Raw genomic sequence first — 25690 nt, forward strand, 5'->3', positions numbered from 1 at the left:
GGACGTGCCGGCGCTGAGTTCGCCGCCTGGCCGGGTTGCCGCCCCGCAAGTTCGGTTACGCGGCCGCCGGGTTGGGAGTGGCGCTGGCGCCCTCGCCGGCCGCACGGGCGGTCCCGGACGAACTCGTCCTGCGCCGCCTCACCGACTCGGCCCTGCGCCGAACCGTCCATGGGGCGTTGCCTGTTGCCCCGCTACCGGCGGCACTGAAACTGCGGGATCTGCTGCGCGACGCCGTCGACTGAACCGGCGAGGCGGATACGCGGACCTGACGCCAGACCGGCGAACCTCACCGGATCTCCCGCTCGCCGCAGCGGGCCAGGGCTTCCGCGGCCTCGCGGGTACGCGGGTGGCCGCTGCCCTGGACACGGATCATGTCGGCCAGCAGCGAGGTGAGCAGGGTGGCAGCCCCGCCCCTGTCGCCCGAGCGTTCCAGGAGCTCGGCGCGTTGCTGGCGGGTCCGCAGCGCACGTGGGTGGTCGGAGCCGAGCACGCTGTCGACCCTGGGCTGCAGTTCGGCCAGCTCTGCGAGCGCCGTGGCCGGCTCACCGGCGAGGCCGCGCCAGAAGCTCAGGTTGACGCGGTAGGTGAGAGTGGTCGGATGGTCGGCGCCGAGCGCGCGCTCGGCGTCCTCGGCCGCGGCGGTGAACTCCTCGACCGCGCGCTCGTGTTGGCCCGCCAGTCCTCGCCAGTACGCGAGGTTGTGCCGGGCGATGAGGGTGTCCCGGTGAAGGCGGCCGACGGCGGACTCGCACCGTGCCACCGCCCGCAGGTGGATGTCGACCGCCGCATGCGTGTCGCCCGCCTCTCCGGCCCACCTGCCCAGACTGGTGAGGGCGCTCAGCGTGAGCAGATGGCCGGGGCCGTGCCGCTGCTCCAGCATCTCGACGAGGGCGGCGCAGGCGTCCCGCGCGCCGACGGCGTCACCGGCCAGGCCACGGCAGAGCGCAACGTGGCTTCGCGCGTCGAGTACCAGGGGATGGCCCGTGCCAAGGGCTTCGGCTGCCTGGTCGGCGAGTTCGGTGAAGTCGTTCAGGGCGGCGGCCACCGCGCCCTCTTCCATCCGGAAGCGGGCCTCGTGCAGCCGTACCGTCAGGGTGTCCGGGTCCCTCGGGCCCAGGATCCGCTCGGCGTCCCGCCGGATGTTCTCCAGCGAAGCGCGGGTCGACGCCGCGTCCCCCAGCTCGCCGGCGGCCAGGGCGATCCGGCAGCGCAGGTACAGGACATCGCGGTGCTCGTCCCCGAGGCGGGGCCGCGCCAGGTCCAGCAGCTCCTGGCAGACGTCCCGCGCCGCCGCGTCGCGGCCGAGTCCGGCCAGATAGGGGCCTATACGGCGCAGGACAGGGTGCATGCGGCCGTCCCACAGCCGGTCGCCGCCCGTCGTCCGGCGCAGGACTTCGACGCTGCGGTACAGGGCCGCCTCCGTCTCGGGCTCGTGTGCGCTCTCCGCCGCGGACGACCAGAGTTCCTCGATGGCGTCGGCGGCCGCCACGGCGAGGCGCGGCAGGACCTGCTCCGGGACGCTCTCGCGGGCGGCGCGCTGGACGAGGGCGTGCACCTCGACCGACGCGGGCGTGCGGGACGGGTCGTGCGTCACCAGGCTGAGCCGGTGCAGAGCGCGCAGCGAGAGGAGCACGGCCCGTTCGCCGGGCTGTGCCGGTCCGCGGCCTGTGTCGCTGTGGGCGTCCGCTCCTTGGACGATCCACCGGCGGGCCGCCGTCGTGTGCAACACCGCCTCCGTGATGCCGTCCGGTGCGAGCATCGACAGAAGTTCCAGGGTGGCCTTGGCGCTTCCGGCGGGCGCGAGAGTCTGCGCCCGGTCCAGGGCGAGCTGCCAGGCGGTGGCCACGGTTTCGCCGTGTTCGTCGGCCGGGGAGGTTGCCGGCAGCAGATCGGAGAGCGTCTGCCGTTGGTCCTCCAGGAGTTGACGGTACGTGGTCAGGGGCATGCCGGTGTCGATGAGGAACGCCGCCGCCTGGGACAGCGCGAGCGGGAAGTGGCCGAGTCTTTCCGCCAGCGCGTGCAGCTCCCCTTCGTCGTCCCCGCCTTCGCCGGCCGCGAGCCGTGAGCGGAGGTAGTCGACGGCCTCCTTGGGCGCGAAGGTCGCGACCTGCACGATCCGGGAGGACGAACGGATCACCGCCGCGTCCCGCCGACGGGTTGTCACCATGCTCTTGCCGTGTTCCCCAACCGGCCAAAGGCCCCGCAGGTCCACCGGTTCGTCGACATCGTCCAGTACGACAAGCCATGGCCGCGTCGTCGTACGCAGCCATGCGACGAAGAGGTCGGCCTGCGTCTCGTCGTCCCACCCGTTTCCGCCTTCCCCGCCCGAGACCACCCGCCACGCGCGCGCGTACGTCGTGAGCACGGACTGATGGGATGAGGCGGGCGCCCACACCCGGACCCCGCCGGGCTGCCTGGACCGGTGGAAGGCGGCTGCGGCGAGTTGCGACTTCCCCACTCCGCCCGCCCCCGTCAGGATGACCTCCCGGACTGCGTCGTCCCGCAGCGCCACGTCGATCGCACTCGACAGGGCCGCCCGCTCCTGCAACGAGGCGGCGTCGCTCGGCGGCCGCCCGACGACCACCTCGTCCGCGGCGCCTCCGGCCCGGTCGGCGGCGCTACGCGGCGCGGGCACCGCAGGGGCGCGGTCCTCGTACGCCGCGCGCCACAGCTGCTCCCAGCCGGCGATCGAGGACCGCGGATCGGCGGGGCCTGCCAGCGACTCCACGGCGCGCACGAGGGCGACCACGGCATGGAAGTCACGGGGCACCGCCCGCCCGCTCAGCCACTCACCGAGCCTGCGGGCGTTGACGCTGACGCGGCGTCCGGACGGCAGCGCCGTACGGCTTGCCCGCCGGGCCAGCACCTCGTCCGACAGATCCGGCAGTCGGTGCCGAAGTCGCGTCAGCGCAGCAGCGAACGCCGCTCTCGGTGACTCCTCCGACTCCGGGGACTCCGACTCTTCCATCTCAGCAACTCTAGGCGGAACGCCCGGATTACGGGACCGGTTCCGCCCCCCCGGTCCGGCCCGGTCCGGGGACTTCCCGTACCGCTCTCCCGCCCGGCCCGACCTGCCCTGATGCCACCTGGGGGGAGGTCTGCGCGCAGCGGGGCGGGTCGGTGGCGAAGTACGTTGCCGCTCCATCGGATCCAGCAACGCGGAGGAAGCGACATGACGCAGGAACAGACAGGCGGCAACCTCGCCGGATGGCGGGCACTGCTCCTCATCGGGGTCCTCGGCAACGCCGTCGGCCTCATCGGCGGGGCACCGGTCATCACCCTCGTCGCGGCCCCTCTCGCGATCGTCGGACTGATCGGTCTGATGTCGGCACGGCGCAAGCAGCGGTCGTAGCGAGCGACAGCCGTGGAAAGACTGCCGATGCTCACGCGGGGGCCGATTCCAGCCGTCCGGGCGGGGCCGCCGAACGACATCGCAGTCGATGACGTGTACGCAGGTGAGGGGCGGTTGGGCCTGAGCTGCGGGCCTTGTCCCACCGAGAACCGGCGGGGATCATGACCGTGTGCAGCGCCGAGAGAAGCTCCATGAACTACTCGCATGCGCCGGACTCACGGTCGTCGAGGACGTCAGCCCGGGCAGCCTGTTCCCGCCGGAGGCCGGCTGGCGGATCGCGCGGGGGATCGCGGCGCCGGACGGCGTGACCCTCGAAGCGTTCGATGCTGCGTGGTGGCACCGCCTCTGCGACGTCGAGGGCGAGTTCCTGGTGGCCGCGCTCAGACACCGGATCGGCGGCAACGACTCCTGGTGGACCCGGGTCCGGTACGCCGGGAGCGGCGTGCCGGAGCTGACTGGCGACCTGGGGCTCGTGGGGCTCGTGGCGCTCTCCCTCGACGGGCAGGTGCTGCTGGCGGAGGTGCCCGGCGCGGGCGGGCCTCGGGTGACGGCCCTCGACCGGCTGCCGGAGCGGCTGGAGGAGGCCGCCGTGGCCGCCGGGCGCGAGACGGAGGCCGAGCGCGCCGAGGTGTGGGCGGCGGTGCCCGGCCCCCGTGCGTGGCCTTTGCACTGGGCGGAGCGGATCGGGTTCAATCCGGCCGCGACGGACGACCTGCTGATCCGGCTGCTGGATGTGGAGGAGGGCTTCCTGCACGGATGTGACCGGCCCGCCGTCCTCGACGCCGCCGTGGCGCACCCCGATCCGCGGGTGCGGTCAAGGCCCGCCGACACCTTCCGGCCCAAGCTCACGTCCGATCAGTGGGTACGCCTGGTCCGCGCCGAGCCGTCGCCCGATCGACGCCTGCTCTGGGCGGAGCACGCCCGCATCTGGGGCGCCGAACTCCCCGAGGACCTCTACGACGACCTCCTCGCCGGCCCGTCTCGCGCGGGGGCCGCCGAACTTCCGGGGCTCCCCGCACGGCACCTGCCCGGCCTCGCGGCCGACGCCGATCCCCGGGTGCGGGCGGCGGCCTGTGCCCGGTGGGAGGACCTCGCTGCGCCGCTGCGGGAGCGGCTGCTGGCCGACACCGACCACGCGGTGCGGACGGCTGCGCTGCTCGCCCACCACACCGGTGTACCCATGCCTCGCGAGGTCTTCGCCGCCCTGCCCGACCCGCGCCGGGCGCTCGAACGATGCCGCCTCGCACCCGACCTGGAGGCGGAGCTGGTCCGGGACGGGGACACGGAGGTACGTCGGGCGCTGGCCGCCAACCCGGGCCTGGGCGTGTATGGCGTCGCCGTGCTGGCAAAGGACCCGCAGGACGACGTCCGCTCCGCGGTGGCGCTGCGCCCCGACCTCACGGAGGAGCAACGTGCGGCGGTGCGCCACGACTTCGACCCGACGTCGAGGTCGCACACTCTGCCCTGGGTCGCGGACCTGCACGGCGACGCCGACGCGATGCGCCGTCTCGCCGCCTCGTCCCACCCGCTGATCCGTCGCAGTGTGGCCCGAGCGCGGCACCTCCCGCCGGATGTCGTGGCGCGCCTGGCGCGGGACGGGGACCGGGTGGTCCGCCTGTTCCTGGCGGAATCGTGCGAGGACGCGCCGGCCGACCTGCTGCTGGAGGTCTGGCGCTGGTGGGACGGCAGCCTCAGCCACCCCGACCGGCCCCGCAGCCACCCCAACTTCCCCCGTGCGGGCCTGCTGCGCTACATCGGCGACCCCAGCGGGCGAATGCGCCGCCTGGCCCTGGACGATCCGGAGTCCACACCGGCCGACGTCGCGCGTCTCGCCCGCGATCCCGAAGCCGAGGTGCGCCGCCGCGCGGCTGAGGACCCCCGGCTGTCACCGGCCGACGCGGTGCGGCTGCTGAACGACCCGGCGGACTACGTCCGCGGCACCGCGATACGCAATCCGCAGCTGCCGGCCCGCGTCCTGGCCGGGCTGCTGCACGACCGTGCCACGGCATGCGAGGCGGTCACCAACCCGGCGATCCCGGTCCCCGTCCTGCACCGCATCCTCACCGCGGCTGCGGCAGCCCTGCGCTGAAAACCGACACCCCGCCGGGCAGACGGGACTTTGGAACGCGCCCTAGTCCTCCGGTTCCCAGGCGCGGAGCAGGTCGAGCAGCTCCGGATCCCCGTCGAGTTGCAGGGAGTCCGCCGAAATGCGGTCGTACAGGTAGAGGACCAGTTCACTGGCCGTGCCGCGAATGGAGACGCCTGCCGCGTCCGGGTCCTCGCCGGTAGCGGGCAGCCGGGTGGTCCGTGCACCGTCGCCGTCGGCCGTGAGGCGCCAGGAGCGGCCCTCGGTGGCGTGGAAGTCGAAGGCGGTGGGCTTGTGCGGCCAGGCGCTCGTCGTGAAGCAGGTGATGAACAGGGTCTCCTCGACACCGTCGAGCGCCAACTCGACAGGCAGTGAGGCCGGCTCGCCCACGGTGAGCTGGGCGTCGTAGGTGTGCACCGCGAGCTCCTGGACCTGGTGCCGGGCGACGCCACCGGCGGTGTGCGGCGTCTGCGTGTTACCCCAGCCGGTGAAGCAGCCCTGGTCCGGACCGGCCTCCCGCAGGGCCGCCAGCAACAGCTCGGTCGAGGCGGCCAGCCAGGCCTGCACGGCCTCGCGCTCCTGCGGCGCGACCGCGTCACCCTGGGCCGGGGTCCTGGACGTGGCGTCCGGCCCGGCCGCGACGGTGGCGGCCCAGCGGCGGCGGCCCTCGCCGATGTGCTGCACCAGGTCGGACAGCGTCCACCCGGGGCAGGTCGGCACGGGCAGGTCGAGGCTGGGCGCGGCGGCGATCGCGGCGCGGAAGGCGGTTGCCCGTTCGTCGATCAGCCGCAGCAGGTCGGGAAACTCCAGAGTCTTGTGCACGGCGGTACTTCTATCATCTTGATCCATTTGCCCGACAGTGGTTTTCCCAGCCGGTACGACGGGGAACCCCGGCCCCGGCATCTCCTTGGCCGGTCCGCTCCGCACCTTCGGGCTGCGGGCCGTTGACCAGTTTGTTTGCATCGATGATTCGGCTGGCCAATCAACTCTGCGGCTTTGACGATCGAGCCGTGACCAGGTCATCCGGCGTCGAGTACGGCGCCGGAGAACGAGGTCCACGTTCCGCCCGTCTCACAGAAGGAAAAGTGCCATGTCTCCCACAGCCAACGGGTCAGTCAAGGTGAAGCGAGCTTCCCGAACCAGGCGAGCGATGGCCGCCGGTCTCGCGTCGGCGGCACTGGGCGCGTGCCTGACCCTCGTCGGCGCCGGCACGTCCGTTGCCCAGGCGCCCCCGCCGCCCCCGGCGCCGGCCCCCGTGTCCGGCAGCACAGCGCACCCCCAGCAGCCGCCCACCTACATGGACGAGGGCATCCACCTGTGGGAGCAGCTCGGCTGGCCGAACTTCCACAACCTCGGCAACCGGGACTGGGTCACCGCCGGCTCGTTCGTGAACCCGAGCACCCGCCAGAGGGTGAACGAGATCGTCTTCACCGGCGGCTGGTACCAGGACCGAGACGGCTCGCTGCGCCGCTTCATGGACAGCGGGCACGCCGGGCCGTCCAGCGTGCACGCCGGGGGCGCGTTCCAGGAGTACAACACGACCGTGTACCACCAGCAGTTGAACGCCGCCATTCCCCGGCGTGACGCCAACCGGATCGTCCGCAATGTCCGGACCGGCGACGTGTTCTGGACGAACGATCACTACGGCAGCTTCCACTACATGGGCCGGCACTGACGGCAGCGGACGGGGAGGGCCGGGCCGTGCCCGGCCCTCCCCGTCCGCCTCGGCCAACCTGCGCAGTCGGTGCGGCCACGCACCGCGTGACTCCGGCATGCGACCGGGCTGCGGGCCCGTCCTCGATGTGCGGCCGGCCGGCGACAGGGCAGGGCTCCCCGTCCCTGCGGGGTGTTGAACCGGGGTGCGGGCCCAGAGGAGTTACTCGGAGTCTTCCCGTGGGACAGCGCGGCCGTTGATCGCGTCGGCGATGGCGTAGGCGGTGCGGATGAAGGCCTCTGCCTGCTGCGCCGACAGGTTCACCGCGGAGGTCTCCTCCAGGGCCCGCCACATGGCTGCCAGGGGCTCGCGCATGGCGCGGCCCTTGTCGGTGAGGTGGACGACCATGACGCGCCGGTCGTGTGCGGCCGGCTCGCGCACGAGCAGGCCGGCGTCCTGCATGCGGCGGAGGGACTTGGAGACGGTGGAGTGGTCCAGGCCGACGCTTTCGAGCAGTTCGGACTGGGTCTGGCCGTCCCGGTCGAGGAGTTGCATGAGCAGCAGTTCCTGTCCGGGATGCAGATCCATCTCGCGGAGTATGGCGGCGGCGCGGGCGCGGTGGGCGCGGGCGAGCTGGAAGATCGCGTAACTCATCGGCCCCTCGCCGGCCGTGGAGGGGGTGTGGTGGGTGGAGGCGGGCATGATGCGGTTCCTCAGACGGCCTCAGACGGTGTGGGTGGGGTAGTCGGTGTAGCCGGCCACTCCGCCGCCGTAGAAGGTCGCCGGGTCGGGGGTGTTCAGCGGCGCGTCAGAGCGTAGCCGCTCGACCAGGTCCGGGTTGGCGAGCGCGAGGGCGCCGACGGAGACAAGGTCGGCCGTGCCGTTGTCGACGTCCTTGGCGCGGGTGGGCAGGTCGGTGCCGGCCCGGTTGAGGATCAGCGTGGTCGGCCACAGCGCGCGCAGCGTGCCCAGCATCTCCTCGTCGCCCCCGTGCAGTACGTGGAGGTAGGCGAGGCCGAGCGGGCTCAGGGCGCGCAGGAGCGCCGGATACAGCTCGGCGGTGTCGGACTCGGCGATGTCGTTGTAGGGGTTGCCGGGGGAGATGCGCAGGCCGGTGCGGTCGGCGCCGATCTCGTCGGCCACGGCAGCGGCGACCTCGACGGCGAAGCGGATGCGGTTTTCGAGGGAGCCGCCGTAGCGGTCGGTGCGCTGGTTGGTGTTGTCGGCGAGGAACTGGTGCACCAGGTAGCCGTTGGCGCCGTGGATCTCCACGCCGTCGGCGCCTGCCGAGACGGCGGCCGCCGCGGCGCGGCGGAAGTCGTCGACGGTCGCCGCGACCTCCTGCGTCGACAGCGCACGGGGCACGGGCATCTCCTGCGGCCCGGACGCGGTGAACATCGCGCCCTGCGGCTGGATCGCCGAAGGGGCGACCGGCTGACGGCCGTGCGGGGTGTTGTCGGGGTGGGCGATACGTCCGGTGTGCATCACCTGGATGACGATCCGGCCGTCGGCCTCGTGCACGGCTTCGGTGACCTTGCGCCACCCGGCGATCTGCTCGTCATTGTGGATGCCGGGGGTGAGGAGGTAGCCCTGGCCGTCGGGGGAGGGCTGGGTGCCCTCGGTGATGATGAGCGCGTGCGAGGCCCGCTGGGCGTAGTACTCGGCGTTCAGCTCGGTCGGTACGCCTTCGGGTGTGGAGCGGTCGCGGGTCATGGGCGCCATGACCAGGCGGTGTGGGAGGGGGATGTCACCGACGGTGGTCGGTGTCCAGAGAGCGTTCAGCATGAGGGGTCCTTCGGTGCGGTGTTGGCCAGGTGATGATCGGGACAAGAGGGAAAGACGGGCGTGATCAGTCGACGGTGAGGACGAGCTTGCCCCGGACATGCCCGGCGTCGCTGACCTGCTGGGCCGTGGCGGCCTGGTCGAGCGGGTAGGCGGTGACGGTGGTGACGAGCTTGCCGGTCGCGGCGTCCTGCGCCAGCGCGGTCAGGCGGGCGGCCGAGCGTTCCCGGCCGCCGCTGGAGAAGGTGATGCCGAGCTGGTGTGCGCGGAAGTCGGCGATGGTGACGATGCGCCCGGTGCCGCCCCGCAGGGCGATGGAGTCCTCCAGGGCTCCCTTCCCGGCCAGGTCGAACACCGCGTCCACGCCGTCGGGGGCGAGTGCCCGGACCCGCTCGACCAGGCCCTCGCCGTAGAGGGTCGCGGTGGCGCCGAGCGAGGTGAGGTAGTCCTGGTTGGCGGGGCCGGCGGTGCCGATGACACGCGCTCCGCGGGCTGTGGCCAGCTGGACCGCCAGGGTGCCGACCGCTCCGGCCGCGCCGTGCATCAGCACGGTCTCCCCGGCGGTGACGCCGAGCAGGTCCAGGACCCGCTCGGCCGTCTCGGCGGCCACCGGCAGCGCGGCCGCGTGCTGCCAGTCGAGGCCGGCGGCCTTGGGGACGACGGTGGTGGCCAGCGCGTACTCGGCGTACGAGCCGGTGTCCGACCAGCCCAGCACCTCGTCGCCCACCTGCACGTCCTGCACGCCCTCACCCAGGGCGTCCACCACGCCGGCGAGCTCGCCACCGGGGACGGCGGGGAGCGGCGTGGGGAACGCGGCCTCCATGGCCCCGGAGCGGATCTTGCCGTCCAGCGCGTTCAGCCCGGCCGCCTTGACGCGGACGCGGATCTGCCCGGGGCCGGGCTGCGGGACCGCGATGTCCGCCTCGTGCAGTACTTCCGTGCCGCCGAAACGGTCGAACAGGATGGCTCTCATGACGACTCCTCTCGTGTCACCACCCATTTAGGTGGCTGGACACATAATCAACGTAACAGCAAACATGTGGCTAGCCAAGTATTGGCGTCCGGCGTGGGCGACCGCGGCGCGAAGCGCCACGGCGCGTCAGTGACCGGCACCCCGTACGTCCCACCCATGACGGGGCCGCCCAGGTGACTGCCGGGAGCCCGTTGGAGCTGTGGCCCGGCTCCGTGGCGCGTTCGCTCCTATCGTGAAGCCGCACAGTGACGGTCGGCGCCGAGGCGGTTCAGCACATGAGGAAAGCGCAGATCGATTACGCGGCGGTCTTCCACGCCCTGCCCGGCATGGTGGCACTGCTCACCCCCGAGCTGGTGTACGCCGACGCCAACGAGGACTTCCTCAGGTTGACCGGGCGAAGCCGCGAGCAGCTGCTGGGCCGCTACATCTTCGACGTCTTTCCCGAGAACCCCAATGAACCGGCCGCGGCCGGCATGCGCGAGACCCAGGCGTCGATGCTGCGCGTGGTGGCCACCGGCGAGCGCGACACCATGGCGCTGCTGCGCTACGACATCGAGGATCGCGAGCGGCCCGGCCACTGGGTGGAGCACTTCTGGAGCCCGGTCAACGCACCCGTCCTCGGCCCCGACGGGCACGTGGTGCTGATCGTGCACCGGGTGGAGGAGGTCACCGAACTCATCCGCGCCCGCGGCGGCCCCGGCAGCGACAGCAGCCAAGCCCGGGTGCTGGAGGCCGAGCTCTACACCCGTGCCCGCGAGCTGCAGGAGGTCAACGAACGCCTGCGCCGGGCTCATGCGCGTGACCGCGAGGTCGCCCTGGCCCTGCAGGAGGCAATGCTGCCCGCTCCCATGCCGGTCGGGCACCACCGGGCAGCCGTCCGCTACAAGCCCGCTGTCGGCACGTTGAACGTGTGCGGCGACTGGTACGACCTGGTCGACCTGCCCGGCGACCGCATCGCGGTCGCCGTCGGCGACGTCGTCGGCCACGGACTGAGCGCGGCATGCGTCATGGGACAACTGCGCAGCGCGCTGAGCGCCGCCGCCCGCGTCGCCGACGGCCCCGCCCAGGCCCTGGAGGCCCTCGGCCTGTACGCCCGCCATGTCGACGGAGCCGAGTCGACCACCGTGGTGAAGATCTTCATCGACTGGGACACCCACACCATCACCTACAGCAGCGCGGGCCATCCTCCACCCGCCCTGCTTCACCCCGACGGCACGGTGACCTTCCTCGACCAGGCCACCGATCCGCCTCTCGGCGCGCGCCCCGACCACGTCCCGCGGCCGGAGGTCCGTACGGCCTTCACCGAGGGCGCCACCCTGGTCCTGTACACCGATGGCCTGATCGAGCGCCGTTACGAGGACATCGACACCGGCTTGGCCCGCCTCGGCGACTCCCTCATCCGTCATGGGCGAGCCGGCCCCGAGGCCCTGGCCGACGCCCTCCTGGCCGATCTCCTCCCGTCCACCGGCAACACCGACGACACGGCCCTGGTCATCATCCGCCTGTGACCTGTGTCGTCCACCCTGCAGCCGGGCGGGTCGTAGCCCGACGGTGTGACGTGCCCGGCCGAAGTACGGCTGGGTTGCGCGCCGGTCCGTCCCACCCGCGGCGCGGGGTGCTTTCGTCTGGGGGCCGGGTGTGCGACGGCTCCTGTGTCTGTCCTGGCGAGCCGGCCGACGTCCAGACCCTCTGCTGTGCGTCGTCCGGATGGTGAGGGCGGCCGTCCGAAACGCAGAAGGAGAGATTGTGGTGGCAGGAAACGCCAACGAGAACCGCGGAGCGGTGTCCGCGCAGCTTCTCAGAGGTCAGAAGGCGCTGGTGACCGGTGCCAACTCGGGCATCGGCCTGGCGACCGCCGTTGCCCTGGGCCGGGCCGGAGCGGACGTCGTGGTGAACTACGTCGTCGGCGCGCACGAGGCAGAGAACGTCGTGAAGGAGATCGAGAGCTTCGGCGTCCGCGCCTACGCCCACGAGGCCGACGTGTCCGACGAGGACCAGGTGACCGCCATGGTCGCGCGGATGGTCGAGGAGTTCGGCACCATCGACATCATGGTGGCCAACGCCGGCCTCCAGCGGGACGCAGCCGTGACGGAGATGACGCTCGCCGAGTGGCAGAAGGTCATCGACGTCAACCTGACCGGCCAGTTCCTGTGCGCGCGGGAGGCCGCCAAGGAGTTCATCCGGCGCGGCGTGGTGGAGGAGGTCTCCCGTTCGGCGGGAAAGATCATCTGCATGAGCTCGGTCCACCAGATCGTCCCGTGGTCGGGCCATGTGAACTACGCCTCCTCCAAGGGCGGGGTGGGCATGCTGATGCAGACCCTCGCCCAGGAGCTGGCACCCAAGCGGATCAGGGTCAACGCCGTCGCGCCCGGCGCCATCCGCACGCCGATCAACCGCGACGCCTGGTCCACCCCCGAGGCCGAGGCCGACCTCCTGCGGCTGATCCCGTACCGCCGCGTGGGCGACCCGGACGACATCGCCAACGCCGTCGTCGCCATGGCGTCCGACCTGCTCGACTACGTCGTCGGCACCACCCTCTACGTCGACGGCGGAATGACGCTCTTCCCCGGCTTCGCCACCGGAGGCTGATCTCCGATGCAGGACCATGTCACGCCCCGCCGGGTGGTGATCCTCGGCGGGGGGTTCGCGGGGCTGTTCGCCGCCCGTGCGCTGCGGCGGTCACCGGTGGCGGTGACCGTGGTCGACCGCCGTGCCCACCACCTCTTCCAACCGCTGCTGTACCAGTGCGCGTCCGGGATCCTGTCCGAGGGGCAGATCGCGCAACCGCTGCGCGGGGTCCTTCGGCGCCACCACAACGTGAGGTGTGTGCTCGCCGAGGCCACCGACGTGGATGCCGGCGCCCGGCTGGTGCACGCCCGGCGCCCCGGGGGCGGAATCGTTCAGCTGCCCTACGACGATCTGATCGTCGCGGTGGGCATGCGCCAGTCCTACTTCGGGCACGACGAGTTCGCCGCGCACGCCCCCGGCATGAAGACCCTGGACGACGCGCTGGACATCCGCCGACGGATCTACCGGGCGTTCGAGATGGCCGAAACGGCGGCGAACGACCGGGAACGGCAGCAGTGGCTCACCTTCGCGCTCGTCGGCGGCGGGCCGACCGGTGTCGAACTCGCGGGACAGATTCGGGAGATCGCCGGACACACGCTCGACCGGGAGTTTCAGCAGATTGATTCCGCCAACGCCCGGGTGCTGCTTTTCGAGGGGTCCGACGCGGTGCTGGGTGCGTTCGGCCCTCGGCTGGCTCACCGTGCGGTCCGGACCCTGCGGCACCTCGGTGTCGAGCTCCACCTGGGCACGATGGTCACCGACATCGACGCGCACGGCCTGACGGTACAAGACCACGACGGCAGGACCACCCGGTTCGGCGCACGCACCGTGCTGTGGACGGCGGGCGTCGAGGCCCCGCCGATCGCCGGCGCGCTGGCCCGGGCAACCGGCGCCAAACAGGACCGGGCCGGTCGCATCCTCGTCGAACCCGACCTCACCGTCCCCGGCCACCCGGAGATCCGCGTCACCGGTGACGTGATGAGCCTGAACCGTCTGCCCGGCCTGGCCGAGGTCGCCATGCAGTCGGGTGCGTACGCGGGCCGGAGTGTGCGCCACGCCGTGGAAGGCAGGACGAAGGCGCCGAAGCCCTTCAAGTACGTGGATCTCGGCAGCGCCGCCTACATCGCCCGCGGCCGGGCCGTCGTCAAGGCCGGACCGCTGCATCTGTCGGGCTTGTCCGGCTGGCTGGCCTGGCTCTTCATCCACCTGGCCTTCCTCACCGGCTTCCGCAGCAGGCTGGGAGCGGTGCTCAGCTGGTCCGTCGCCTTCGCCACCAGCTCGCGCCGCGAACGCGCCTTCATCCTGTCCGACACAGCTGCTCCGGCCGGCCGGGAGCCCGCGCCGAAGGCGCCCCCGCCGCCTCCCTGAGGACGGGCCTCGGTCGGCCGCCCTTCCACGGGCGTCCCTCCGCATCCTGTCCCCGTCCGCATTCTGTCCCTCCTCAGCCCCGCCACCCCCGCGCGCAGGGCAGATTTTCGAGGCGCACATGCTCAGCACCGCTGCCCTTCTGGCGAACAGCACCCCCACCCAACTCCTGCCCGCGCGCGAGCTGATGGCCTTCACCCTGGCCTCGCACATCCTGCTGGTCCCGTTCGGCGTCGCACTGCCGTTCATCACGCTGCTCATGCACCACCGGGCGCTCCGCCGCGACGACCCCGTCGCCCTTCAGCTCGCCCGGCGCTGGTCGGCGGTGATGGCCGTCCAGTTCGCCATCGGCATCATCACCGGCACCGTGCTGTCCTTCGAGTTCGGCCTGCTGTGGCCCGGCATGATGGGCCGCTGGGGAGATGTCTTCGGCCTCGGGTTCGGCGTCGAGGCGTGGGCGTTCTTCCTTGAGGCCGTCCTGATCGCGATCTACCTCTATGGCTGGCGCCGGCTCAAGCCCTGGACCCACTTCTGGCTCGCCGTACCGCTGCCGCTGGCCGCCCTGATGGGAGCGTTCGGCATCATCGCGGTCAACTCGTGGATGAACACACCGCAGGGGTTCAGTCTGGACGCCCAGGGCAAACCCGGCGACGTCGACGTGCGACAGGCGATCTTCACACCGATGTTCGGCCCGCAGTACTGGCATTTCGTGGTCGCGATGCTCCTGACCGCCGGCTACGTGGTCGCCGGCGTGTACGCGGTCGGCTGGCTGCGCGGGCGCCGCGACCGCTACCACCGGCTGGGCTTCACCGTGCCGTTCACGGTTGCCGCGATCCTCACTCCGGTCCAGTTCATGCTCGGCGACTCCGCCGCCCGCGCCGTCTTCCACAAGCAGCAGGTCAAGTTCGCCGCCATGGAGATCGTCTGGAAGACCGACACCCACGTACCGGAGTACATGTTCGGACGGCTGAACAGTGACGGGACGATCTCGGGCGGACTGAAGATCCCCCAACTGGACTCGATCCTCGCCGGCTTCAAGCCCAGCACCCAGGTGACCGGGCTGACGTCGGTGCCGGCCTCCGACCGCCCCACCGTCGTCCAGGCCACGATCGCGCACTGGGCCTTCGACATCATGGTCACCATCGGCAGCGTGCTGATCCTGCTCGCGCTCTGGTACGCCTGGTCCTGGTGGCGGCATCGGGACAACCCCGCCAGCCGCTGGTTCTACCGCTGCGCCGCGCTCGCCGGAGTCGCGTGCCTGGTCACCGTCGAGTGCGGGTGGATCACCACGGAGGTCGGCCGCCAACCCTGGATCGTCTACCACCACATGACGGTCTCGGAGGCGGTGACCGGCACGCGCGCCGGATCGCTGTGGGCGATGCTCGGCATCGTCATGGCCGTGTACGTGGCCGTCTTCGGGGCGTTCCTCGCCGTCGTGCTGAAGATGCGCACCCGCTGGCGCATCGCCGACGAGGGCATGCTCACAGCGCGCCGCGATCTGCCCCCGGAGGCCGACACCCCCTACGGGCCCACGAGCGAGCCCGAGCCCGCAGCCACGGGGGCCGCGCCCCGTGGCGGGTCCGGCCACACCCCCGGAGGTGCGTCGTGATGGCCGACTTCATCGCCTGGGTGCTGGTGATCGCGATCGCCGCCTACGCCTGCGCCGGAGGGACCGACTACGGCGCGGGCTTCTGGGACCTGGTGGCCGGCGGTGCGGAGCGCGGCAAGCGGCCCCGCTGGCTGATCGACCAGGCCATGGCGCCGGTCTGGGAGGCCAACAACGTCTGGTTGATCTTCGTCCTGGTCGTCATGTGGACCGGTTTCCCGACGATGTTCCAGGCCGTCTTCTCCGCGATGTGGCTGCCGCTCGCCCTCGCTGCCGTCGGCCTGGTCCTCCGCGGCGCCGGGTTCGCCCTGCGCAAGCCGACCCGCCGCCTGGCCCAACGACGGATCTACGGCGCGGTGTTCGCCGTCTCGTCGCTGCTCACGCCGTTCTTCCTCGGGGCCGTGCTCGGCGGCATCGCCTCCGGGCGGGTCAAGGTCGGCACGACCGCCTCCGCGGACGCCTGGGCCAATGGAACCTCCGTCCTCGTGGGTCTGCTGGCCATCGCCGCCACCGCGTTCCTCGGGGCGGTCTTCCTCTGCTCCGACGCCCTGCGGTACGGCGCCGACGACCTCGCCGACTACTTCCGCCTGCGGGCGCTGATCGCCTTCGCCGTGATCGTCGTCCTCGCACTCATCGCCCTGCCCGTCACCCACAACGACGCCCGGTACGTCTGGGACGGCCTCACCGGGGGCCTCGGCCTGCTGCTGATCATCCTGGCGGCAGTCTGCGGACTGGCCACGGTGCTGCTTCTGCTGCGCCGGTCCCACGGCTGGACCCGCTACACCTCGGTGGCGAGCGTCGCCCTGGTCGTCGGCGCCTGGGGCTGCGCGCAGCGGCCCTACGTGCTGCCCACCTCGCTGACGGTGGCCCAAGCGGCCGGTGCCGCTCACACCCTGCGCTGGCTGGTGATCGTCACGGCCATCGCGATCGTCCTGGTCGGCCCGGCACTGGTGCTGCTCTACCGGCTCGACACGATGGGTGAGTTGGAGGAGCTCACCGACGCCGACACGCGGGCTGCCAGAACGCCCGGCGACACCCTGTAGCGGCGTTCAGCCGTGGTGCGCGGCGACGGTGTCCCCGTCACCTCAGCCGGTCGGAGATGTGGTCGCCGACACGCAGGGCGTTGGCGATGGCGGTCAGTGACGGGTTCACGGCGCCGATGCTGGGGAAGAAGCTGGTGTCCACGACGTAGAGGTTGTCGAGGTCGTGCGCCTTGCAGTTGACGTCGAGGGCCGAACTCCGCGGGTCGTCGCCGAACCGCACGGTGCCGGCCTGGTGCGCGGTGGCGCCGATGGGCATGCCCTTGTGCAGGTAGATGCTGTGATCCAGCAGGTGGTGCTCGTGCATGCCCAGGTGCCCGAGCATCCCCTTCAGTTTGTGCTGGAGGCGCTTCAGCCCGGCGATGTTGTTCTTCTCGTCGAGGGTCAGGTGGATGGCGTCGTCCTTGTCGAGGGTGACCCGGCTCTCGGGCAGCGGAAGATCCTCCCCGCACAGCCAGAAGTCGACGGCGTGGTGCGCCAGTACCTCGAAGGGCATGTCGGGCATGGCGGCGCCGGCCCAGCGCGGCGCCTCGCCGTGGATCTGGTCGGAGTCCGACTTGCCGAGCATCTGGATGCCGCCGAGCGGATACTCCCAGTCGTCCGCGCCCAGGTACCAGTCGTTCAGTGCCAGGGTCTTCTGGAAGCTGGTGGGGTTGGGTTCCTTCGACACCGCCATCAGCGCCAGGTTGTTGTGACGCATGTAGTGGCGACCCACCACGTCCGAGCTGTTGGCCAGGCCCCCGGGGTGCTTGTCGTTGGCCGAACGCAGCAGCAGGACGGCGGAGTTGACCGCGCCGGCGGCGACCACCACGATGTCGGCGCTGAATCCCTCGGTTGCTCCGTTCCTGAGTTCGGCGACGACCCTGGTGACGGTGCGTCCGGTCGGGTCGGTCTCCAGGCGCCGCACATGGGCGTCGGTCACCATCGTGACGTTGTCGTAACGGAGCGCCGGGTCGACACAGATCACCTGTGCGTCGGACTTCGCGCCCACCAGGCAGGGGAAGCCGTCGACCCGGTCGCAGCGGATGCAGGCGCTGTCATGGGTGGCCCGGCCGTGCTCGTCCTGGGCGAGGTTCACGCCGATCGGCAGGTGGAAGGGATGCAGGCCGGCCTTCCCCAGATCGTCGCTGAGCTGCTGGATACGCGCCTCGTGCTCGACCGGCGGGTATGCGTACTGCGCGCTGGTCGGTCCTCCGGTGGGGTCCTCGCCGTGCCGGCCGTGCACCAGATAGAGGTGTTCGGCCTGGGTGTAGTACGGCTCCAGGTCCTCGTAGCGGATCGGCCAGGCCGGGGAGATGCCGCCGTGGTGGCGTAGTTCGCCGAAGTCCTCGGGCCGCAGCCGGAAGAGCGCGGCGCCGTAGAACTTGGTGTTCCCCCCGACGTAGTAGTTCACCTCCGGCGGGAACTGTCTGCCGTGCTTGTCGTACCAGAACTCCGGGGCACGGTATTTGCCCTTGACGAAGACGGCGGTGGAGTCCCAGTTGTCCCGCTCCCGTGGCAGGTAGCCGCCGCGTTCCAGGATCAGGACCCGCTTGCCGCTGGGGGCCAGTCGGTGGGCGAGCGTACCGCCGCCCGCACCCGTACCGATGATGATGACGTCGTAGTGCTGATCGTCGGCCATGAGAGGGTCCCGTTCTAGGAGTCGTCGGCTGTTCTGGCCGTAACGTCCGTCCGGGGGCCTCCGGGCTGTGCTGCTCCGGACAGACATTCAGACAAGCGGGGCATTCGGCGCCAATTGCCAAACTATCGGGTGGGTCGTGTGACGGCGACCCGATCAAGTCGAACAGGTGTGCAGTCACGTTGGGTCCCGGACGGCGCGCACCGCCCGGTCGACGATGGTCTGCGGGTCGGCCACCGCGTCGACGGTCAGGCCGGGTTCGTCCGACCGCAGCGGTTCGAGGGCGGCGTACTGGGAGTCCACCAGCCGGGCTGGCATGAAATGGTCCGAACGGCCTGCGACCCGTCGGCCGGCGGTCGCGCGGTCGAGTGCCAGGTACAGGAACCACACGCCCGCTCCCGCGCCACGGAACAGCTCCCGGTACGTGCGCCTGAGGGCCGAGCACGCCACCACCCCGCCCCGGCCGGTGTCGGTCGCCTCCCGGATCCATTCGGCGATGGCCAGTAGCCACGGTCGGCGGTCCTCCTCGTCGAGTGGGCGACCCGCCGCCATCTTGGCGCGGTTCGCGGCCGGGTGGACGTCGTCCGCTTCCAGGAACGGCACCATGAGCCGCTGCGCGAGCAGCAGTCCCACGGTGGACTTGCCCGACCCCGAGACGCCCATGACCACCACGACCGTGGGCGCCGGGGTCACAGGACGGCGATCGGGTTGACCGGCGAGCCGGTGGCGTCCGGCAGCCTCAGCGGAGCGATGACGCAGAGGAAGGACCAGCGTCCCTCCGCCTCACAGACCGGCGCCAGGTCCTCGAACTGCAGGTAGTCCAGCAGGTGAAGGCCCATCGCGTGGACCGCCAGGACATGCACGGGGAAGTCGACGCCCTCCGTGGAACTCGGGGCCGTGTCGTTGTTCCCGTCGCCGCCCAGCACGCAGACCCGCCGGTCGGCAAGGAACTCCAGCGCGGACGGGTGGAGCCCGGCGCGCTCACGTGCCGCCTGCCACGGTCCGAGTTCGGCGCGCCGTCGGCGGTGGCCGACGCGGACGAGGAGGAGGTCGCCCTCGCCCACGCGGAGGTGCTGGGCCGTCTCGGCCGCGGCGAGGTCGTCGGCGGTCACGTGATCACCCGGTTCGAGCCACGGCACGCCACGCAGCCGCGGGATGTCCAGCAGCACCCCGCGTCCGACGATCCCGTCGTGAGCCGCCTCGATGGAGAGCGTCGTGGCCCCGTCCGCCGTGACGCTGCTCGCGGACACGCCGCCGTGCAGGGTGCCTTCGTAGATCACGTGGCACAGGGCGTCGATGTGACTGTCGGCGTCACCGTGCACGTTCATCGTGAAGCTGTCCATCGCGAAGTGGAGCCCGCTGGAGGCGACTTCGCCCTGCTGCCCTTTCATCCGGTGCTTCGCGGGCTCCGGATTGTCCGGCCCGGCCCGCGTCTCCACCGGCGCGGCGAGCGTCACCGTCCGGCCGGTCCGCACCTCGCGGGCCGCGGCCAGCACCCGGGCGGGTGTGAGGGCGTCCAGAGCGCCCCGCTCACCCGCGGCCCAGGCGGAGCGCGCGTGCAGACGCCGGTACAGCACGCCGAACTCGTCCTCGGTCAGCCGTGGCGGTTCTGCCGGACGGGCGCGCGTGACCATGGGTCAGCGCCCGTTCTCCGCGTCGAGTGCCTGGTCGAGGGTGGTGGCCGCCATGATGAGTGACAGATGGGTGAACGCCTGCGGGAAGTTGCCCAGTTGCTCCCCGGTCGGACCGACCTCCTCGGCGAAGAGCCCGACATGGTTGGCGTAGGTCTGCATCTTCTCGAAGGTGTAGCGGGCCTGGGCCAGCCGTCCCGCCTGGGCCAGCGCGTCGACGTAGAGGAAGGTGCACAGACTGAAGGTGCCCTCCGAGCCGCGCAGCCCGTCCGGTGATGCCGCAGGGTCGTAGCGGTAGACGAGACTGTCGGAGACGAGCTTGCGGTCCATCGCGTCGAGCGTGGAGAGCCAGGCCGGGTCTTTGGGGGCGATGAACCGGACCCTCGGCATGAGCAGCAGGGAGGCGTCCAGGACGTCGCCGCCGTAGTGCTGGACGAAGGCGCCCTGCTGCTCGCTCCAGCCGCGTTCCATGACCTGTTCGAAGATGGCGTCCCTGGCGCCGCGCCACTTCGCCACGTCGGCGGGCCTGCGGTAGTCCTCGGCCAGGCTCAGCCCGTGGTCGAAGGCGACCCAGCACATCAAGCGGCTGTAGGTGAAGTCCTGGCGGCCGCCCCGGGTCTCCCAGATGCCCTCGTCCGGCCGGTCCCAGTGGTCGGCGAGCCAGTCCAGCAGCCTGGCCATCGTCTTCCAACCCCGGTACGTGTTCTGCTGCGCTATCTCGCGGCCCTGGGACACGGCGTAGAGGGCCTCGCCGTAGATGTCCAGCTGGAGCTGGTCGGCGGCTCCGTTGCCGATGCGGACAGGGGAGGAGCCGCGGTAGCCCTCGAAGTGGTCGAGTGTCTCCTCCGGCAGGTCGGCGTTGCCGTCGATCCGGTACATCGTCTGGAGCGGCTCTTCCTCCTTGCCCTCGCGCTCCTGCAGCCTGGCGACGAGCCAGTGGACGAAGGCGGTGGCCTCCTCGACGAAGCCGAGGTCCAGCATGGCCCGCACGGACAGCGCGCCGTCGCGTACCCAGGTGAACCGGTAGTCCCAGTTGCGCTCTCCGCCGACCTGCTCGGGCAGGCCCATGGTGGCCGCCGCGACGAGGGCGCCGGTGGGGGCGTAGGTGAGGAGCTTGAGGGTGATGACCGAACGGTGCACCAGCTCGGGCCAGCGGCCGCGATAGCGGGACTGGCGCAACCAGTTCTGCCAGAAGAGGCCGGTGTCATCGAGCTGTGCGGTGATTCCGTCGACCGTGAGGGGTGCGGGTGCCGCGCCGCCGGACGCGCAGACGGTGAACACGGCGCCGCCCGACTCGCCGGCCTTCAGCGTCACCCTGCCGCGGACGTCCTGGCCGTCCCGCTCCAGCGGGAAGGAGGTCTGCAGGTGCGCGTCCAGCCCCGGGGACCGGAACAGGCCGGTGTTCTCGCCGAGCTCCAGCTGGTGCTCGGCCCGGCCGTAGTCGAAGCGCGGCCGGCATTCGAGCGTGAAGTCGACGGTCCCCCGCACGGTGCGCACGACGCGTATCAGGGTGTGCCGGTCGGTGGCGGTGCGGGTCCGGTCCGGGGGCATGAAGTCGACCACCTCGCCCACCCCGTCCGGTGACATGAACCTGGTCACCAGAATGGCCGTGTCGGGGTAGTAGAGCTGCTTGCAGGTCGCGTCGGGGTGCTCGGGGGCCAGCCGCAGGTACCCGCCGCCGTCGTGGTCGAGCAGCGCGGCGAAGATGCTGGGCGAGTCGAACCGGGGAGCCGCGAACCAGTCCACGACCCCCTGTGACGAGACGAGCGCGGCGGTCTGCAGGTCGCCCACCAGGCCGTGTTCGGCGATGGGAGGGTAGCGGTCCATAGCTGCTCCGAAGCCTCGGGAAGTGGAAGATCCCCCTGCTTCCACTATCGGCCACTCGGGTGGCCCTTGCCCGTCGGAAGCCGTCGACGACGGCTCGCCTCGAGTACCGCACCCGGCTTGCCGACCCCAGCTCATCGGGAGTTACTGAACGGAGTCGGTCGGTCACAGGTGAGAGGGTCCGGCGCTCGGGCACCGTGGCGCCTGGGTGGGTCCGTCGGCCGAGCGATGGAGGTTGTGCATGGAGATGATCCACGTCCGGCTGGTGAGCCCCCCGGATCTCACCCCCCGGGCGATCGGGCTGCTGACCGACGACCGCTATGTCTTCAACCTGGTCGTCCTCGGCGAACTGGCGCACAACCCCGACGGCGACGCGATCGAGTGCGACATCCTGGCGGGTGCGGCCAACACCGTGCTGCGCGGTCTGCGCGAGCTGGAACTCGACCACCGCGGATCCATCGTCATCGAGCCGGTGGAGATGGCCTTTTCCGGCACCGCGGCCGAAGCCGAGCGCCAGCAACTCGGGGCGCTCGCGCACGCGCCGGTCTGGGAGGAGGTCGAAGCGCGCATTCGCGCCGAGGGCACCTACCTGCCGAGCTTCTACGTCTACCTGGCCATCGCAGGCGTCATCGGAGCGGTGGGCATCATCACCAACTCCCAGATCCTCATCGTCGCGGCGATGGTCGTCGGACCGGAGTACGGCGCCATCACCAGCGTCGCGCTGGGCATCGACCGCGGCAACGGCACCAGGATCCGGCAGGGAGTGTTCGCCCTGACCGTGGGATTCCTGCTGGCCGTCCTGGTGACCTTCCTGTTCTCGTGGGCGATCCGGGGTCTCGACCTTCAACCCAAGGCATTCGAGCTGGGCATCAGGCCGGTCTCCACGCTGATCGACGCCCCCAACTTCTTCTCCGTCGTCGTCGCGGTGCTGGCCGGCATCGTCGGGATCATGTCCCTGACCCAGGCCAGGACGAGCGCGCTGCTCGGCGTCTTCATCTCGGTCACCACCATCCCGGCCGCCGCCGACATCGGCGTCTCCTGCGCGTTCTCCAGCTGGAGCGAGGCGCGCGGATCCCTGGTCCAACTCCTGCTCAACATCGTGCTGTTGATCCTGGTGGGCGTACTGATGATCAGATTCCAACGGGCCGTCTGGCGGTACATCGGCAATCGCGGCGCGCGCTCGGACAGCGGGTGACGATGACGGTCGCCTGCTACTGCGACCCGGTCAAGCGCAACACGTTCCCGCCGGCGGAATCGCCGGGCAGGCGTCGGCGTCCGAGGACGCGGACGGGAGGTCTGAGGAGGCCACACATGCAGGAGAGCCGCACCGGACGGCAACTGACCCTCCGTCACGGCACGCACCGTGCCGTCATCGTCGAGCTGGGCGCGGCTCTACGGTCATACGTGGCCGGTGAGCGCACCGTGGTCGACGGATTCGCCGAACAGGACCGGATCACCGGCGGGCGTGGCCAGATCCTGGTGCCGTGGCCCAACCGGATCCGCGACGGCCGGTACCCGTGGGACGGACAGGATCTGCAGCTGCCGCTCACCGAACCGGCCGGCGGCAACGCCATCCACGGGCTGCTCCGGTGGGTCGCGTGGCGGGTCGTGGAGGCGAGCGACAGCCGCGCCGTCCTGGAGGTTCCGCTGTGGCCGCAGCCGGGCTACCCGTTCCACCTCCACGTCCGCGCCGAGTACGCGCTGAACGAGAGCGGGCTCCACGTCGCCGTCACCGCGCGCAACCTGGACGCGAGCGCCGCACCCTACGGCTTCGGCCAGCACCCCTACGTCACCGCGGGCACCGCGGTCGTCGACCAGGCGGTGCTGACCGTCCCCGCACGGACATGGCTGCGCACCGATGAGCGCGGCCTGCCGGTGGGAGCCGAGCCGGTCGCCGGGACCGAGTACGACCTGCGTACACCACAAGCTGTCGGTGCGCTCCGGCTGGACACCCCTTTCGGCGACCTCGACCGGGACGCGGACGGTCGCGCCGTTGTGCGCCTGGCCCACCCGTCGGGTGCGTTCGGCACGGACGTGTGGCTCGGTGAAGGCGCCGACTACGTACAGCTCTACACCGGCGACACCCTCCCGCCGGGAGAGCGCCGTCGCGCGGTCGCCATCGAGCCGATGACCTGCCCGCCGGACGCCTTCCGCAGCGGCACCGGGCTCGTCAGCCTCGGCCCCGGCGAGCAGCACACCGTCCGCTGGGGGATCACGCGGTGGGGAGAGTGACGGCGCCGCCACGGTCCCCGGCATTCCCGCGGCACTCAGCCAAGGTCCGACCCGCCCGGCCGCGCAGCCAACCGGCAGGAGCACCGACCCGTCCCGCCACCACCCGTCGAAACGGCCGCTCGTGACGACGAACCAGGTACTCATCGGCGTGGGCCTGATCGTGGTCCTGGCCGTCGGGTCGCAGATCCTGGCCAGTCGTCTGCGCATCCCCGCCCTCATCGTCCTGCTGCCGGTCGGCTTCGCCGCCGGCGCGCTGATCGACGACGTCGACCCCGAACGGCTGCTGGGGGCGGCGTTCTCCCCGCTGGTGTCGCTCGCCGTCGCCGTGATCCTCTACGACGCCGGCCTCGGACTGGACCTGGCGAGGCTGAAGGGACACACCCGCCGCGTCGTGGTCCGGCTGATCTGGATCGGTGTCCTGATCACCGGGCTGCTCGGCGCGCTTCTCGCCGCACCGCTGCTGGGCATGTCCGCACGGGCGGCGCTCATGACCGGCGCGATCCTCGTGGTCTCCGGGCCGACGGTGGTCGGACCGCTGCTCGGCTTCGTGCGGCCGAAGGACCGGCTCCAGCGCATCCTGATCTGGGAAGGCTCCCTCATCGACCCGGTCGGCGGTGTCCTGGGAGCACTGGTCTTCCACGCGGTCGCCGCGAGCTCGGGCCACCACCTCGGCGATGGGACGCTGGAGTTCCTGGCCAGCATGGGAATCGGAGCCGCCGGAGGAGCGGTCGGGGCGGCTCTGCTGTGGACGCTGTTCCGGGTGCTGCACCTCGGCGAGGTCCTCGGCACCACGGCGCAGCTTGCCGCGGTGATCGGTGTGGCGGCGCTGTGCGATGTCCTGCGCGACGACACGGGACTCATCGCCGCCGTGGTGATGGGCCTGGCCGTCGCCAACCTCTCCGGCATGGACGTACCCGCGCGTCGGCCGTTCTTCGAGACCCTGGTCAGCCTGATCCTCGGCCTGCTCTTCGTCTCGATCTCGGCCACCGTCACCCCGCAGTCGCTGCGCCATGTAGGGCTGCCCGCACTCGGGCTCGCCGCCCTTCTGGTGCTGGCCGTCCGGCCGCTGGTCGCCGTTGTGTCCACCCTCGGCACCGACCTGACACGCGGCGAGCGGGGCCTCATCGGCTGGATGGCGCCGCGCGGCATCGTCGCGGCCGCCACCGCTTCGACGTTCTCGGCCGGCCTGGTGGCCAAGGGGATCGGAGGCGCGTCGAAGATCCTTCCGGCCACGTTCGTGGTCATCGTCGCGACCGTGACGCTCTACGGTCTGACCGCTGCGCCCGTCGCCCGGCGCCTGGGCGTCGTGCGCCCCTCCTGCTCACGGCCCCTGCTGGTCGGCGGCGACCCCTGGGTGGTCGACCTGGGCGTGACCCTGAAGGCGGCAGGGCTGGAGGTGCTGATGTGGGCAGGGGAAGAGGAACAGCGCGAACGCATCCGGCGGGCCGGGATCGAGCTTGCGCCCGGTGAGCTGCTGGGCGCCGCCACGGGTGGGGCCGCCGAGCTGGAGGGCATCACGGCGGTGTACTTCCTCACCGCCGAGGACGACTTCAACGCACTGGCGGCGGTGATTCTGCGAGGCAGCGTGGAGGGCACGGTCCACCGCCTCACCGCACCGGCCGACAGCCACGGTGCGGTGGCGCCGTTCATCGGCGGCGAGGTGCTGTTCGGCCCGGATCTGACCTGGCCGACGTTCTCCCGCAGATACCAGGACGGGGCAGCCGTGGTGAGGCAGCCCGCCGGCGACGCCCCGCGGCCCGGCAGCGATCTGCTGTTCCTCGTGCGGAGGGACGGCCGCCTCGACCCGGTCACGGGAGGCAGCACGCCCTCTCCCCGGCCCGGGGACACGGCCGTCCTGCTGGCCCCGGGCCTGGAGGGGACCGAGAGTCCGACGGAGTAGACCGGGCCGTGCCTGGGACCGCGGCTCACACGGCCCGTACGAAGCTCCCCCCAACCCGA

General features: G+C 71.5%; 20 protein-coding genes and 1 pseudogene. 12 read left to right on the forward strand and 9 right to left on the reverse strand.

Going from position 1 to position 25690, the window contains the following annotated elements:
• Positions 1-47: 47 nt before the first annotated feature.
• Positions 48-242 (forward strand): annotated as a pseudogene (locus ACZ5SK_RS29135) (LysR family transcriptional regulator); the annotation flags it as partial.
• 44 nt (positions 243-286) lie between these two features.
• Here the strand turns inward: ACZ5SK_RS29135 and ACZ5SK_RS29140 are convergent.
• On the reverse strand, positions 287-2968 hold the full coding sequence (locus tag ACZ5SK_RS29140) for a tetratricopeptide repeat protein (RefSeq protein ID WP_334580310.1): 2682 nt from the start codon (positions 2966-2968) through the stop codon (positions 287-289).
• 204 nt (positions 2969-3172) lie between these two features.
• On the opposite strand from ACZ5SK_RS29140, the gene ACZ5SK_RS29145 reads away from it, so the two are divergent.
• Positions 3173-3352 (forward strand): hypothetical protein, encoded by a 180-nt coding sequence (locus ACZ5SK_RS29145; RefSeq protein ID WP_334580311.1) that lies wholly within the window; start codon positions 3173-3175, stop codon positions 3350-3352.
• Between the two features lie 169 nt (positions 3353-3521).
• A complete protein-coding gene (locus ACZ5SK_RS29150; protein WP_457494256.1) occupies positions 3522-5441 on the forward strand; it encodes a hypothetical protein in 1920 nt (639 codons plus the stop codon).
• 42 nt (positions 5442-5483) lie between these two features.
• Here the strand turns inward: ACZ5SK_RS29150 and ACZ5SK_RS29155 are convergent, their stop codons facing one another.
• Entirely contained in the window at positions 5484-6260 is a 777-nt protein-coding gene (locus tag ACZ5SK_RS29155) for a maleylpyruvate isomerase family mycothiol-dependent enzyme (protein ID WP_334580314.1), read from the reverse strand.
• 328 nt (positions 6261-6588) lie between these two features.
• Here ACZ5SK_RS29155 and ACZ5SK_RS29160 point away from each other — a divergent pair, with 328 nt between their 5' ends.
• Entirely contained in the window at positions 6589-7113 is a 525-nt protein-coding gene (locus tag ACZ5SK_RS29160; RefSeq protein WP_334580315.1) for a hypothetical protein, read from the forward strand.
• A 201-nt stretch (positions 7114-7314) separates the two neighbouring features.
• On the opposite strand, the gene ACZ5SK_RS29165 is transcribed toward ACZ5SK_RS29160, so the two are convergent.
• The 3 genes from ACZ5SK_RS29165 to ACZ5SK_RS29175 form a co-directional block, all read right to left on the reverse strand.
• A complete protein-coding gene (locus ACZ5SK_RS29165; protein ID WP_334580317.1) occupies positions 7315-7794 on the reverse strand; it encodes a MarR family winged helix-turn-helix transcriptional regulator in 480 nt (159 codons plus the stop codon).
• Positions 7795-7815: 21 nt separating this feature from the next.
• A complete protein-coding gene (locus ACZ5SK_RS29170) occupies positions 7816-8877 on the reverse strand; it encodes an alkene reductase (protein WP_468415410.1) in 1062 nt (353 codons plus the stop codon).
• Positions 8878-8941: 64 nt separating this feature from the next.
• A complete protein-coding gene (locus ACZ5SK_RS29175) occupies positions 8942-9847 on the reverse strand; it encodes an NADP-dependent oxidoreductase (RefSeq protein WP_468576693.1) in 906 nt (301 codons plus the stop codon).
• A gap of 275 nt (positions 9848-10122) precedes the next feature.
• Between ACZ5SK_RS29175 and ACZ5SK_RS29180 the strand changes: the two genes are divergently transcribed.
• From ACZ5SK_RS29180 to ACZ5SK_RS29200, 5 genes are all read left to right on the forward strand, one after another.
• Entirely contained in the window at positions 10123-11355 is a 1233-nt protein-coding gene (locus ACZ5SK_RS29180) for a PP2C family protein-serine/threonine phosphatase (RefSeq protein WP_334580321.1), read from the forward strand.
• 241 nt (positions 11356-11596) lie between these two features.
• Complete coding sequence (locus ACZ5SK_RS29185; protein WP_457494252.1) at positions 11597-12436, forward strand: SDR family oxidoreductase; 840 nt, start codon at positions 11597-11599, stop codon at positions 12434-12436.
• Positions 12437-12442: 6 nt separating this feature from the next.
• Positions 12443-13783 (forward strand): NAD(P)/FAD-dependent oxidoreductase, encoded by a 1341-nt coding sequence (locus ACZ5SK_RS29190; RefSeq protein ID WP_334580323.1) that lies wholly within the window; start codon positions 12443-12445, stop codon positions 13781-13783.
• 118 nt (positions 13784-13901) lie between these two features.
• Complete coding sequence (locus ACZ5SK_RS29195; protein WP_334580325.1) at positions 13902-15389, forward strand: cytochrome ubiquinol oxidase subunit I; 1488 nt, start codon at positions 13902-13904, stop codon at positions 15387-15389.
• On the forward strand, positions 15389-16429 hold the full coding sequence (locus ACZ5SK_RS29200) for a cytochrome d ubiquinol oxidase subunit II (protein WP_361703384.1): 1041 nt from the start codon (positions 15389-15391) through the stop codon (positions 16427-16429). Before ACZ5SK_RS29195 ends, ACZ5SK_RS29200 begins: the two co-directional genes overlap by 1 nt.
• A gap of 37 nt (positions 16430-16466) precedes the next feature.
• Here the strand turns inward: ACZ5SK_RS29200 and ACZ5SK_RS29205 are convergent, their stop codons facing one another.
• The 4 genes from ACZ5SK_RS29205 to ACZ5SK_RS29220 form a co-directional block, all read right to left on the reverse strand.
• Entirely contained in the window at positions 16467-18047 is a 1581-nt protein-coding gene (locus ACZ5SK_RS29205) for a GMC oxidoreductase (RefSeq protein ID WP_468576694.1), read from the reverse strand.
• 174 nt (positions 18048-18221) lie between these two features.
• On the reverse strand, positions 18222-18737 hold the full coding sequence (locus ACZ5SK_RS29210; RefSeq protein ID WP_468576695.1) for a gluconokinase: 516 nt from the start codon (positions 18735-18737) through the stop codon (positions 18222-18224).
• Positions 18734-19678: a cyclase family protein gene (locus ACZ5SK_RS29215; RefSeq protein ID WP_468155582.1), complete on the reverse strand. Its 945-nt coding sequence runs from the start codon at positions 19676-19678 to the stop codon at positions 18734-18736. The genes ACZ5SK_RS29210 and ACZ5SK_RS29215 overlap by 4 nt, the downstream gene beginning before the upstream one ends.
• Before the next feature lie 3 nt (positions 19679-19681).
• A complete protein-coding gene (locus tag ACZ5SK_RS29220) occupies positions 19682-21502 on the reverse strand; it encodes a glycoside hydrolase family 15 protein (protein ID WP_334580331.1) in 1821 nt (606 codons plus the stop codon).
• 238 nt (positions 21503-21740) lie between these two features.
• Between ACZ5SK_RS29220 and ACZ5SK_RS29225 the strand changes: the two genes are divergently transcribed.
• The 3 genes from ACZ5SK_RS29225 to ACZ5SK_RS29235 all read left to right on the forward strand — a co-directional run bounded on the left by ACZ5SK_RS29225 (position 21741) and on the right by ACZ5SK_RS29235 (position 25631).
• Positions 21741-22694 (forward strand): DUF389 domain-containing protein, encoded by a 954-nt coding sequence (locus ACZ5SK_RS29225; protein WP_334580332.1) that lies wholly within the window; start codon positions 21741-21743, stop codon positions 22692-22694.
• 116 nt (positions 22695-22810) lie between these two features.
• Positions 22811-23731, forward strand: a complete 921-nt coding sequence (locus tag ACZ5SK_RS29230) for an aldose 1-epimerase family protein (RefSeq protein WP_334580333.1) — start codon at positions 22811-22813, stop codon at positions 23729-23731.
• Positions 23732-23852: 121 nt separating this feature from the next.
• Positions 23853-25631 carry a cation:proton antiporter gene (locus ACZ5SK_RS29235; RefSeq protein ID WP_468576696.1) on the forward strand — a complete coding sequence of 593 codons (1779 nt, stop codon included), beginning with the start codon at positions 23853-23855 and terminating at the stop codon, positions 25629-25631.
• Positions 25632-25690: the final 59 nt, after the last annotated feature.

The sequence above is a fragment of the Streptomyces sp. NPDC031474 genome (assembly GCF_055581185.1).

Bases quoted from the DNA above. Each gene is read 5' to 3' on its own strand.
- ACZ5SK_RS29165 (WP_334580317.1), bottom strand. From the start codon at position 7,794: ATGCCCGCCTCCACCCACCACACCCCCTCCACGGCCGGCGAGGGGCCG.
- ACZ5SK_RS29195 (WP_334580325.1), top strand. From the start codon at position 13,902: ATGCTCAGCACCGCTGCCCTTCTGGCGAACAGCACCCCCACCCAACTC.
- ACZ5SK_RS29200 (WP_361703384.1), top strand. From the start codon at position 15,389: ATGGCCGACTTCATCGCCTGGGTGCTGGTGATCGCGATCGCCGCCTAC.
- ACZ5SK_RS29145 (WP_334580311.1), top strand. From the start codon at position 3,173: ATGACGCAGGAACAGACAGGCGGCAACCTCGCCGGATGGCGGGCACTG.
- ACZ5SK_RS29175 (WP_468576693.1), bottom strand. From the start codon at position 9,847: ATGAGAGCCATCCTGTTCGACCGTTTCGGCGGCACGGAAGTACTGCAC.
- ACZ5SK_RS29190 (WP_334580323.1), top strand. From the start codon at position 12,443: ATGCAGGACCATGTCACGCCCCGCCGGGTGGTGATCCTCGGCGGGGGG.
- ACZ5SK_RS29215 (WP_468155582.1), bottom strand. From the start codon at position 19,678: ATGGTCACGCGCGCCCGTCCGGCAGAACCGCCACGGCTGACCGAGGAC.
- ACZ5SK_RS29160 (WP_334580315.1), top strand. From the start codon at position 6,589: ATGGCCGCCGGTCTCGCGTCGGCGGCACTGGGCGCGTGCCTGACCCTC.
- ACZ5SK_RS29225 (WP_334580332.1), top strand. From the start codon at position 21,741: ATGGAGATGATCCACGTCCGGCTGGTGAGCCCCCCGGATCTCACCCCC.
- ACZ5SK_RS29230 (WP_334580333.1), top strand. From the start codon at position 22,811: ATGCAGGAGAGCCGCACCGGACGGCAACTGACCCTCCGTCACGGCACG.
- ACZ5SK_RS29140 (WP_334580310.1), bottom strand. From the start codon at position 2,968: ATGGAAGAGTCGGAGTCCCCGGAGTCGGAGGAGTCACCGAGAGCGGCG.
- ACZ5SK_RS29180 (WP_334580321.1), top strand. From the start codon at position 10,123: ATGAGGAAAGCGCAGATCGATTACGCGGCGGTCTTCCACGCCCTGCCC.
- ACZ5SK_RS29170 (WP_468415410.1), bottom strand. From the start codon at position 8,877: ATGCTGAACGCTCTCTGGACACCGACCACCGTCGGTGACATCCCCCTC.
- ACZ5SK_RS29220 (WP_334580331.1), bottom strand. From the start codon at position 21,502: ATGGACCGCTACCCTCCCATCGCCGAACACGGCCTGGTGGGCGACCTG.
- ACZ5SK_RS29205 (WP_468576694.1), bottom strand. From the start codon at position 18,047: ATGGCCGACGATCAGCACTACGACGTCATCATCATCGGTACGGGTGCG.